General features: G+C 38.9%; 10 protein-coding genes. 8 read left to right on the top strand and 2 right to left on the bottom strand.

The annotated features are described in order from the left end of the window. Nucleotides 1-386: 386 nt before the first annotated feature. On the bottom strand, nt 387-1,322 hold the full coding sequence (locus tag I6E85_RS15320) for a LysR family transcriptional regulator (protein WP_024590360.1): 936 nt from the start codon (nt 1,320-1,322) through the stop codon (nt 387-389). Nucleotides 1,323-1,417: 95 nt separating this feature from the next. Here I6E85_RS15320 and I6E85_RS15315 point away from each other — a divergent pair, with 95 nt between their 5' ends. The 8 genes from I6E85_RS15315 (at nt 1,418) to I6E85_RS15280 (ending at nt 11,637) form a co-directional block, all read left to right on the top strand. Next, nucleotides 1,418-1,852, top strand: coding sequence for a DMT family transporter (locus I6E85_RS15315; RefSeq protein WP_024590359.1), 435 nt, complete (start codon nt 1,418-1,420; stop codon nt 1,850-1,852). 9 nt (nt 1,853-1,861) lie between these two features. Next, complete coding sequence (locus I6E85_RS15310) at nt 1,862-2,353, top strand: DMT family transporter (RefSeq protein ID WP_024590358.1); 492 nt, start codon at nt 1,862-1,864, stop codon at nt 2,351-2,353. 643 nt (nt 2,354-2,996) lie between these two features. Then, nucleotides 2,997-4,145 carry a N(5)-(carboxyethyl)ornithine synthase gene (locus tag I6E85_RS15305; RefSeq protein ID WP_197237105.1) on the top strand — a complete coding sequence of 383 codons (1,149 nt, stop codon included), beginning with the start codon at nt 2,997-2,999 and terminating at the stop codon, nt 4,143-4,145. A 170-nt stretch (nt 4,146-4,315) separates the two neighbouring features. After that, nucleotides 4,316-5,680: a Na+/H+ antiporter NhaA gene (nhaA, locus tag I6E85_RS15300; protein ID WP_101162943.1), complete on the top strand. Its 1,365-nt coding sequence runs from the start codon at nt 4,316-4,318 to the stop codon at nt 5,678-5,680. 510 nt (nt 5,681-6,190) lie between these two features. Continuing rightward, nucleotides 6,191-7,132: an FtsH protease activity modulator HflK gene (gene hflK / locus I6E85_RS15295; RefSeq protein ID WP_002962612.1), complete on the top strand. Its 942-nt coding sequence runs from the start codon at nt 6,191-6,193 to the stop codon at nt 7,130-7,132. Next, nucleotides 7,129-8,112 carry a protease modulator HflC gene (gene hflC / locus I6E85_RS15290; RefSeq protein WP_101217825.1) on the top strand — a complete coding sequence of 328 codons (984 nt, stop codon included), beginning with the start codon at nt 7,129-7,131 and terminating at the stop codon, nt 8,110-8,112. Before hflK ends, hflC begins: the two co-directional genes overlap by 4 nt. A 52-nt stretch (nt 8,113-8,164) precedes the next feature. Then, nucleotides 8,165-8,623, top strand: coding sequence for an ATPase (locus tag I6E85_RS15285; protein ID WP_101162941.1), 459 nt, complete (start codon nt 8,165-8,167; stop codon nt 8,621-8,623). Nucleotides 8,624-9,078: 455 nt separating this feature from the next. Then, the gene (locus tag I6E85_RS15280) at nt 9,079-11,637 is read left to right on the top strand and encodes a bifunctional diguanylate cyclase/phosphodiesterase (protein ID WP_197237104.1); all 2,559 of its coding nucleotides are present in this window, start codon (nt 9,079-9,081) and stop codon (nt 11,635-11,637) included. A gap of 76 nt (nt 11,638-11,713) precedes the next feature. Here I6E85_RS15280 and I6E85_RS15275 read toward each other — a convergent pair whose 3' ends face one another. Further along, nucleotides 11,714-11,917 (bottom strand): hypothetical protein, encoded by a 204-nt coding sequence (locus tag I6E85_RS15275; RefSeq protein WP_024590352.1) that lies wholly within the window; start codon nt 11,915-11,917, stop codon nt 11,714-11,716. Nucleotides 11,918-11,981: the final 64 nt, after the last annotated feature.

Below are 11,981 nucleotides of genomic sequence, written 5' to 3'. Positions count from 1 at the left end.
AAAAAGCAGTTAGCTTATGAGCAACTGACCACTTAATCTAGCCAAAACAAGTTATGCACTTACAATTTGAATCTAGGGTATTTTTTCAGCTTCAATTTCTGCTTGTTCTTGCTCTACTTCGAGCTTAGCTTGGATGCGGGCATTGTCTAGAAGCGTATGGGTCACACATTAAGAATCTTCAATGTCTGCTAGTGGAACTAAGCCGAACTTCGGCAAAGAGCGAGAAGCAGACGGTCGAGTAAACTCGTTTTTGGACATAAACTTTTTAGAAAAGCAGTACTCCAATTATCGAACGCTGCCTTTTTAGCATGATAAAGCACTCAGTATGAATCTTACTTGGTATTAAACTTATTCAAATCACATGCGATGTTTCTAGCGACCAGCTCTTATTCAAACTGCCAGTAAAGCGGAGAACCGAACGAATCAAGGTAGTAATCGATAATCGCCCGAACATTCAGCGAAGGATGACGGGCATTCGGGTAGATTGCCGCGATGTGTTGCGACTCCGTTTTTATAGACTTATCCAGCTCCGGCAGTAGTACGATTAGTTCTCCTCGCTTGAGTTGGTCTCCAATCAGCCAATCAGGAAACAGCACGATCCCCATTCCCCCGAGTGCAGCAATCAACAACGTTTCAGCATTATTAGATGACATAAGGGGCGATACTGGATAGTGCACCCATTTCTCCCCGTGCCTACGCATCAGCCAGCGGTTTGGTCCTGACGAACCGCGATAGACCAAGCATTTATGATGGATTAACTCTTCAGGTGATTCAGGTATGCCGTGTCGACGGATATAATCTGGTGATGCAGCTAGATGATAGAACTGCTGGCCAAACACACGAGCATGAAATGAGGAGTCTGTTAGCACGCCAATCCGGAAAATTACGTCAGCTGAATCCCGGTGAGGATCGATGTAATCATCGGTCAGCGTGAGATCAATGCTTAGCCTTGGATATCGTTTAGTTAGACCAGCTAACGCCGGTGCTACATGTCGCTGTCCAAAGAATACCGGTGCGTTTATGCGGACCATACCTGAAGGTTCTAGCGTTCTTTCGTTGAGTTCTCGTCGCGCCTCCTCCAAGCTGCTCGTCATAGCACGTGCATAACGGATAAAAAGGTGGCCGCTTTCCGTCGGAATGATTGCCCGAGTATTACGATAAAAGAGTTGTTGTCCGAGTGCATCTTCTATTTGATGGATAACGCGCGACACCTGAGAGGCTGATATTCCTTTCCCCCGTGCCACCACAGAGAAATTCTGTGTTTCATAAACATTTATATAAATCATCAAGGCGCGTATGTTGATGTTCTCAGGTTTACTCATTTATGCATATCCTGCAAAGGTGTTTATCTAATTGTAGCATTTTTCTCATCCATGTTAAGGCGTAACATTATCTACCTGAACCACAGGAGATTGATATGCAACTGATACTAATTTTAATTGTAATTGCCGGAGGTATGGGGCTGTCCATAGAGGCTGGATTGCTAGGACCACTAGGCGAGGAAGTCGGTGATCTCTGGGCCACCTTTAGTGTATTTGGAGTGGGCGCGGCGCTTACTTTCTTGCTGATGCTATTTTTCAGCCCGCGTAACAGCCCATCGTTCTTTGCACAGCCATCTTGGCAACTGCTTGGCGGCATACTAGGACCTATTTACGTTATTATCCTGACCGTAACAACGCCGGCAATCGGCATCGCCATGACCATGATTGGCATCCTAGCAGGTCAGGTCTTTAAGAGCCTAATAATCGATCACTTTGGCCTACTTGGTACGCCACACAGAAAAATTGACATTAAACGTATAATCGCGCTGATTTTTATCATTGTAGCGCTGGTTATGGTTGCACAAGGCTAAGGTAACTTTATGACTATTATCATGATTATTCTCACCATCATCGGTGGAGCTATGCTGAGTATTCAAGCGGCTATCAACAGCCAGCTTGGAAGTAAAGTTGGTGTATTCAAAAGCGCGTTCCTAACATTTTCGATTGGAGCGCTAGTGACGGGGTTGCTGATCTTTTTCTTCGAACCTAAACACGCCTTGACCCTGATGGACGTTCCTAAATGGCAACTGCTGGGAGCAATGTTTGGTGTGCCATATATCGTTATTATGGTACTGGCCGTTCAGCGCATTGGCGCAGCTGTTGCCACTGTCGCCGTCATTTTTGGGCAGTTGACCATGAGTATGCTGATCGATAATTTCGGTTGGCTGGGAAATGAACCAATTCCATTCTCGCCGAGCCGACTCGGAGCTATTGTTTGCTTGGGCATTGCACTATATTTCATTTACTCTAGCAGCAAGTCAAAAGCCGTACTGGCGAAAGATCCACAACCGCATGCAGCCGCTAATAAATAATTTCAGTAAGTTCTAATGAGCCTCCTCTGAAGAGTGCCAGAAATTTTCTTGGTGCTCTTCAGTTGTTATGATCTGACTCCACAAAAGTAGACACCTAAACCATTCATGTTAACTCGTTTTGGGGCATAAACGAGTTAGTACCACCGTCCGCTCATGGCACTCTCCAGCCACTCGACAACATAAAATGTTGATAATAATTGGCAAGGTATTTTACTGTGTCGGATGGCGCTTCGCTTATCCGACCTACACTGGCACATAGCCGGAGTTGATATAAAAGCCAAACGTTCAGCTAACCCAATACAAAGCTGATTAAATCTGCTCTACAGAGTAAATCATTAAGTTAAAACCTCAGTAATTAGCGAGTACTCCCTTTATTTCAGTTTGAGATACCCAAGTTAGTAATACTTATTTCTGATATACTCAGTCAGCACTTTTACTCAAAAGGTAATAGTCTTCAGCTTGCAACTCAATGCAAGTTAACTCACTGCTCTTCATTATTTATTGTCAAAATTACACCTTTGTAAAATAGAGTTGGTTCATCCGAGCCAAAAACGTACAGAAAAAACACCGCCTAAGTTTATTGGCGAAGTATGATGATTCGTTGATGAACTCAAGCGTACTTACTTTATAAACAGGACTTAGCATGAGTGAATTAACTATCGGCGTTATCGGAACATCCCGCAAGACAGATGAAAGACGGTATCCTATTCACCCAGAGCACTTATTACGAATTCCCGAAAATCTTAGAAAACAAATGGTGTTTGAACAAGGCTATGGCACCGCTTTTAATGTTAGCGATGAATATATTGCAACGTTAACGGGTGGCATTGCATCTCGCAGCGAAATACTTACCCATATTGGCACGGCCATTATTGCAAAGCCTGTACTTGCTGACTTAGAAGAAATGCGCGAAGGAGGCACTATTTGGGGCTATGCCCACTGCGTTCAACAGCATGAAATAACACAAGCGGCGATAGAGCGTAAACTTACCTTAATTGCTTTTGAAGATATGTATGTGTGGTCACCACAAGGAAATGCAGGGCGCCATACTTTTTATAAAAACAATGAAATGGCAGGGTATTGCGCTGTAATACATGCTTTGCAACTTAAGGGTATCGATGGTCATTATGGCGATCAACGTAAAACGATTATATTTAGTTTTGGTGCAGTGAGTAGAGGCGCAATTTACGCTCTTAAAGCGCATGGTTTTAGAGATATTACAATTTGTATTCAGCGTCCTGATCACGAAGTGCGTGAAGAAATATTAGATTGTCATTATGTTAAGGTACGAGAAGGTCTTGAAGGAGAGGCTCGCATGATGGTTGTTGAGCATGATGGGACTAATCGACCACTTAGCGATCTTATTAGCGGAGCCGATATTATCGTGAACGGGACTTATCAAGAAACAGCTCATCCGGTTAACTTTGTCATTGAATCAGAAGCCGACTGCTTAAAACCAAACAGCTTAATTATTGATGTTAGCTGTGATGAGGGGATGGGATTCTTTTTTGCAAAGCCGACAACGTTTAAAAACCCTTTATTTCGATATAACAACACGGATTATTATGGCGTTGATCATACACCGAGTTATTTATGGGAAAGCGCGACGCGTTCAATCTCTGCGGCGCTCATTGTATATTTACAAACGATACTTAAAGGTGCTTTGCAGTGGCAAAAAGATGAAACCATTCGCCGTGCAATAAACATTGAGCAAGGAATAATTAAAAATACGGCTATTTTGGCATTCCAAAACCGCGAAAATATTTACCCTTATAACGTAATAACACAATGATTAAATCTATCTCTAATCTAATTTTACATTAGATTAATTAGGGGTGTGCACTTCGTCTTAATGCTAGTAATTTTAAGGCGAAGTGTTTGTTGACTGATAGTAAAACTGGAGAACTTAAATCTTAAAAGTTTTGATAAAACGAACACCCACAATTTATAAGGCTACCTGATATGCCTAACGATTCTAAAAATATACTAAATCGTGGCTTAGACTATATGCACGACCCATTTTCTAATTTTATGCGTGCTCAAACCACCTCTAGTCTGTTTCTACTGGTATCTACAATCATTGCACTATGGTGGGCAAATTCAGCTTATTCAGCTACCTATCTGAACTTAGTACACACGCCTATTGGGATCTCATTAGGAAACTTTGAGCTACAAACCTCGCTTAAACATATTATTAATGATGGTTTGATGGTGATATTTTTCTTATTGCTAGGGCTTGAAATAAAACGAGAGGTACTTGCTGGAGATTTAGCTGAGCCCAAAAATAGACACATGCTCATTTTTTGCGCCATAGGCGGAATGGTCGTGCCGGCTGGTATTTATTCGCTGTTTAACTGGGGGCAAGATTCACTGATTGGTTGGGGTATACCCATGGCAACCGACACTGCGTTTGCATTAGGTGTGCTTACAATTGTAAGAAAACATATACCAACAAGCTTGTTGGCTTTTATTGTAGGTCTTGCGATTGTTGACGATGTGGGGGCAATACTCGTTATTGCCGTGTTTTATACCCAAGAAATATCGGTGATGTATTTGTCATGCGCTGTTGTTCTATTTGCTTTTTTAGTAGCCGCCAATTATGCCGGAATAAGGCAGCCGCTTTTTTACATTATCATTGGTCTTGCCACCTGGTGGATGATGTTACAGTCAGGTGTTCATCCTACTGTAGCAGGTGTTGCTATTGCTTTAACGGCTCCTGCACGCTCAATGTTGGGCTCAGGAAGGTCGCTTGAAAAGGCAAAAACAACCATTACCTCTATGCAAAAAGAAATAGAGAAAGTAGATGTTCTGGCTAGCAGACAGGATCATAAACAGGTACTCGAAATTCGTGATTTAGCCGAAAATGCGGGTACACCTTTGCGTCGGTGGGAAGATGTGCTGCACCTGCCTGTCGCACTGTTTATTTTACCGCTATTTGCTTTAGTTAATGCGGGTGTGGTTTTTAACTTTAGTTCATTTGTTGAGAGTCTCAGTGATCCCGTTGGCTTAGGTATTATTAGTGGTCTTGTTGTTGGTAAGTTTATTGGTATTTCGGGTGCGTGTTGGCTTGCTTTGCGCTACAAAATAGGTTGCTTGCCAGAAGGTATCAATCTTCAGCATGTTATTGGTGCTTCACTTATCGCTGGGATTGGATTCACCATGTCTACCTTTATTGCTACGTTGGGGTTTGATGGGCAAGCCGAGCACCTTCATAACGCAAAAACATCGGTTTTAGTGGCTTCGGTTCTTTCTGCAATACTTGGGGTTTTATATATTCGAGTGGTTGCCTCAAAAAAGAGCAATAAATCAATTAATTCAACGCCGTAATAGGGCGTGAAGGAGCTAATGGGTATTCAATAATGTGTACTCATTAGTTGTACTTAACCCTTTATTTATTAATTAAACATATTGTTTAAAACACGCTATGTGGCGTACCGAACAGACCAATTAAAATAAATACGCTAATGTCTTACTAAGGTTTTTTGGCTTTAAATTAATCTATAAGTGCATGAATTTAAATCTTAAAACTATTCCTTAAATCATTACCCCTAAATTATTACCCTTAAATTATACAGAGGAAGTTATCACCTAGATTGCGAAGCACGCTAGCGCTTTAGGCTAGGGCTTATGACAATCTAAAGTAGTAATAAGGCTCCATATTTTTGGTTTCTTAAAAAGGAGAATATTATTTCTACACAAAACGAAAATAGTCCAAATTCTAAAAGTAAAAGCGGTCCGCCAGATATCGATAAAGTGATGAGCGGTGCGTTTAAAAAGTATAAGAAGTTGCTGAGTGGAAAATTTAGCACAAGTTTAACCATAGTATTGTTTTTGGGATTGATTGCTACAGGCTATAGCGCAGTCTATACCGTTCCCAGTGATTCAGTTGCTTTGGTATTAAGGTTTGGTAAGTTTCAAGAAATTCTGCCTGCGGGCTTACATGTAAAAATCCCATTAGGTGTTGATCACGTCACAATAGTGCCTACCAAGCGGCAATTAAAGCAGGAGTTTGGTTTTTCTACTCCTGGAGCCTCCGACCCAGATCAAAATATTAATCCTGAAAATAATATTCGCTCATTTGCGCCAAAAATTTCACCTGCAACAAATCAACGCGAAGAAACCCAAATGGTAACTGGCGATTTAAACACTGCGCTGATTGAATGGGTAATTCAATATCGGATAGCCGATCCCCAAAAGTACTTATTTGAGGTGCGCGACCCGGCAGGCACTTTACGATATGTGTCTGAATCAGTTATGCGTGAAGTTGTAGGCGATAGAACTGTAGATGAAGTAATTACCATTGGCAGGCAAGGGATTGAAATTGAGGCATTACAAAAAATGCAGGCATTGGCAACCAAATATGTAATGGGGATTAGTATTGATCAGGTTCAACTAAAAAATATTAACCCACCCGTACCAGTACAAGGGTCGTTCAATGAAGTTAATCAGGCTCAACAAGAGAAAGAAAAGTTGATTAACGAAGCGCGTCGCGAATATAACCGCGTTATTCCGCTTGCTGAGGGGGAGCGCGATCAACGAATAAGAGAGGCTGACGGTTATCGCCTTAAGCGAGTTAATGAAGCTGAAGGCGACGCTCTGCGTTTTAATGCGCTGTTTGCACAGTACCAACTGGCACCTGAGGTAACACGCAGACGAATATATATAGAAACAATGACAGATGTTATGCCAACGATAAAAAATAAAATTATTATCGATAGCGAAGCACGCGGTGTATTACCTTTACTCAATTTAACTTCACTAAAAGGACAGCAGCCATGAAATCTTATTTAATCGTTGGCAGCAGTATTTTAGCTGCACTTGTAGGGGTTACTTTGTATAGCGCTTTATATACGGTTAACGAAGTAGAGCAGGTCGTTATTACTCAGTTTGGTAAACCGGTTGGAGAGCCAATTAGAGAGGCGGGTATTCAACTCAAAATGCCTTTTGTTCAGCAAGTTAATTTTATTGATAAGCGCGTGCTGGAATGGGAAGGAACACCTTCTGATATGCCGACCAAAGATAAGCTTTATATTTCTGTAAGTCTTTATGCGCGGTGGCAGGTTACCGATCCGTTGCAGTATTTTTTACGTTTAGGTGATGAGCGAAGCGCACAGTCTAGGCTCGATGATATTTTTGGTAGTGAAACGCGTAATGCAGTAGCCACACACGAATTAATCGAAATTATTCGTACAACGAAAGGTCGCCAACCTTTGCGTGACTCGTCACTCACCGAGGCTGAAAAAGAGCAGAATATTGGTAGTTTAGTGCCTATAAGCATGGGACGTTTAGTTGTCGAGCAAGATATATTTAATGAGGCGGCAAAAAAAGTGCGCGTATTTGGTATTGAGCTTATGGATATTCGCTTTAAACGTATTAATTATAATGAAAGTGTACGCCCTAAAATCTATGAACGTATGATCAGCGAACGTCGTCAAATAGCAGAACGCTTTTTGTCAGAAGGAAAAGGCGAAGCTGCCCGTATACAAGGTAACAGAGAGCGAGACTTAGATAAAATTCAATCTGAAGCCTACCGAGCAGTAACAGAAATTAGAGGTAAAGCTGATGCTAAAGCAGCCGCTATTTACGCCTCAGCCTATAACAAAAATGATCAAGCAGTCGCATTTTATGCATTTACCCGTTCGTTGCAGGCGCTTGAACTTGCCCTTAGCCAAAACACAACATTGGTATTATCGACCGACAGTGAGCTATTTCAGTATTTACAACACACTCAGGCGAGTGAGCCTAATCCTAAAAATTAGCATGCTTCATATTAAAATATTGTATAGATATCATTAAACTTAGGAGCAATAAATGCAAATTGAAACAATTAGAGATGTACTCAATTGGACCGTTTTATTTCACAAAAACTTAAAAGATAGCCTAAACCAGAGCTCTAAACAAAATAAGGATGAGGGAGCACGAATGATGCTTCGCTACCTATCTGAGCATGAGGAGAGTTTAGAGAATATTGTACAAGGATTTGAAAATACGGCAGACGTAAAAGCGCTAAACACCTGGTGTTTTGATTACATTGAAAAGCACTCAATTATTGAGCGCGTTGATTGCAACTCACTCTTTGAAGAGCTCGATATCTCGGACATTATGGAGAAAATAGTAAACCATCATGAACAAGTTATTGAGTTATACATTCATATATATTCTCGTGTAGATATCGAAAGCGCAAAAACGTTGCTTGATACAATAAAAGATATTGAAGAAAATGAGATAAAAAGAATTGTGCAATCGGCTAACCGATTTTCAGATATGTAATCGACTGATTGAACTGGCAATATTAGTGTATTACTAAGGTGTCAGTTCAATCAAATGTATGTGATATCAATTTATATCCAGGATCTTTTCTTTTAATCGAGTTAAGTAAAATGATTCGGTGTGCTCAACATATCCGGACAGTCAATCCTAGTTTACTCAGTTATACCAATTTGCTTATACGGGGTCTATTTAACAACGTTATAGAGTGATTTAACTCGTTTAAATTGTTCAAATATTTATGCAGGTTGGTATTAAAATGAGAAGCAGATGATATGGCATGACTGTGAATCTACTTACTTTTCATTAGATTATTCCCTCAATTTAATATATAGCTATAAAGGCTGTATCTTTTTATTTAATATAATACAAAATAATTAAATTTGACTGTACTAATACGGCAGTTGCTTTACAGTTTAAGATCTTGGCGACTCAAATTAGAAGGTTACAACAGACCCATGCGGTTATCTCTAACTCAATCAGCAGCAAGTATTTTATATTTAGGCTTTATTCAGTTTTTTGTTGTTGTAGTAATTTTGGGTGGGTTGGAGAGTATTTTACTTGAAGCACCTCTGATGCCTATCATTTCTATTAGTACCGCTTTAATATCGCTAGTTTTAGGCTTAATCTTAACTTTATTATTTAATTTTAAATTTTCAAAAAAAATTAAATATGTGACTCCTGTATTAGGCATTTTAGGATGTGCTTTTTTCTTAAATTTTCAATTGAGCTTATGGGGAGTCGTTGACGAAAAGTTTTTTTTAATTAGTGATAATCCATTTATTTCTGCTTTAAATGCCGTTATGGTTTTTTCTTTTTTCTCAGCGCTCATTATTAAAATTTTATGTTCTGCAACGATAACTAAAGGGGCTAAGTTTACCAAAGCAGTCATGTTTTTAGTTATTTTTACGGGTGTGTCGTTATGTTACGCTAGTGCAGTAAAAACAGTGAGTAGTGAAGAAGAAAAAGCACGAGAAAAAATAAGCTTAGTGGGGACAATGCTTAATAAAAATCTTGATGAGCATAAAAAGTCATTATCTCGGATTAAGTCGAGATTAGAAAAAGTGAGTCATGATAATTTTTTAAAACTTGCCGCTGTTGATATGAAAAATTATGCGAGAGATTATAAAATCATCAAAGGGATGCTTATTCTTGATGAAAATCTTACGTTAGTTGAAGGTGACATATTTTCTAAGCAATTTATTTCCAGTGGATTTTTATCAAGTGATTCTGTAGTGAACTGGTTAAATACAACTACGGATGAAGTTAGATTTGCAGCTAATTCATTAACGTTGAAAACGAGTACGCCGACTATTATGTTTTCGATACCTATAAATTCAGTTACTGGCGGTAAGTATCAAGTTTTAGCTTTACTAGACATGAATTTATTAATTGAGAACAGGTACATAGATTATCTAAATACGTTTGATGTATTTATTGAATTGACGCCTCAAGTTTACTTTTCTGTTAATGCTAAAAAGCAAAACGTATACAATTTAAATATACTATTGAGTTTATACAGTGACTATATTGTAGAAAAAGTCGATGTAATGGGCATTTTAAATCACAATATATATAGTTTTATTAATAACTACTCCGCATTAAAAGAAAGAGCAAAAGTCGAACAAATTATAATTTGGCTTACTTTCATCTTTATCTATATTTTTATACTTGCTTCAGACTCTTCATACCTACTAAAACAACAATCAAAAAAGCTATTTAAAATGGCTAAATATGATGAGTTAACAGGGCTAATTCGCCGAGATGCGCTAGATGATGAAATAAGCGCTAAACAGTCTAAGCAGGCTAAAGCGTTAAACTCACTGTGTGCAATGGTTTTTATAAACCTAGATGGCTTTAGTTCTATAAATAATAGTTTAGGGCATACCCTAGGTGATAAAGTTCTCAAGTTAGTTGCAAGAAGACTTAAAAATAACGCGCTGACAACCGACTCAATAGCACGCTTTGGTAATGATGAGTTTATTCTTTATTACAGCAATATAAGTAAAGATAAACTAAGAGAAGAAATATCAGTATTAATAAGCTCTTTAGCAAACGTTTATTATTTAGAGGACGTTGATATTTATCTTACAGCCAGCGCTGGTATATCGATGTCTAAAGAAAGAGTAGGAAATTCAAAAGTACTATTACAGCATGCAGATATTGCTATGGACTGTGCGAAAACCCTTGGAGGGAATCAGCTTTGTTTTTATCATAAGCTAATGGATGATAAGCATAAAGAAATAGTCCACATTAGAGGAGAGCTTCAAAAAGCGCTTAAAAATGGTGACTTAGAAGTGTATTACCAACCAATCCATAGTTTATCTGATAACAAAGTGATTAGTGTTGAGAGTTTGGTGCGATGGAAAAGTAATGGTGCGTATATTTCCCCGGCTATTTTTATACCTATAGCAGAGCAAACGGGGCAAATATTAGAAGTTGGCAAACAAGTACTAGTACAGGTACTTAAAGATATGAGTAATACTGCGCAGTTAAAAAATATTACTGTGGCTGTTAATTTTTCACCCCAGCAATTACAGCTGCAAGGGTTTGTTGCATATATTTGCCAATTAGTCTCTGATAAAGATATAGAGCCACATCGGCTCACCGTTGAAGTGACTGAAACAGTCATGTCAGAAAAAGGGGTTATCGAAGGCGTTCTTAGAGAGCTGATGGCTAAGGGCTTTAACGTTGCGATTGATGACTTTGGCGCTGGATATTCTAGCCTTTCTTACTTGTCGAGGCAGCCTGCTAATATTATAAAAATAGATCGGGAGTTCACGATTGGTGCTGAGCATGAGGGCCAAGAACGCGCTTTATTAGAAGGTATCATCAAGATTTGTACAGAGCTTAAAAAAATAGTGGTCATTGAAGGTGTTGAAAATGCTGAGCTGATCGCCTATTTATCTCAATTCAGCAGTATAAGGGTTCAAGGCTATTATTTTTCCAAACCAATACCTTTAAATAATCTTATTGATTATATTAATAGCCTAAATAAAACAAGTCATCATAAGTAAAACGAGAATAATCAATTATTACCTTACAACATGGATTAACTCGCCAGCTATGGAGGAATAACATAGCCACGAGCATCTATTTTTTTACGGGAATATCATTTAATAGCTTTATGATAGCGCTGTTATTACCGAGTTTAGCTAAGTCTAACAGATAGCTTTTTTCTAGCTCTTGCATTGACTGATCTGCTAATAATTCTTTTACCGATTGTTCTTCCCCATTTGCTATTGAAGTTTCTAAGGCTGCAAAGTTTGCGATTGAGTGTTTAATTTCATTAGTCATAATAAGTCCCGTTTGCTGTGTTTTGTTAAAGCTTCGTTTTAAAAAATATTTATATAAAACAATT

The sequence above is a fragment of the Pseudoalteromonas sp. NZS71 genome, from assembly GCF_015864715.1.
Classification (GTDB): Bacteria; Pseudomonadota; Gammaproteobacteria; order Enterobacterales; family Alteromonadaceae; genus Pseudoalteromonas; species Pseudoalteromonas arctica.
This window is presented reverse-complemented; position numbering and strand designations above follow the sequence as displayed.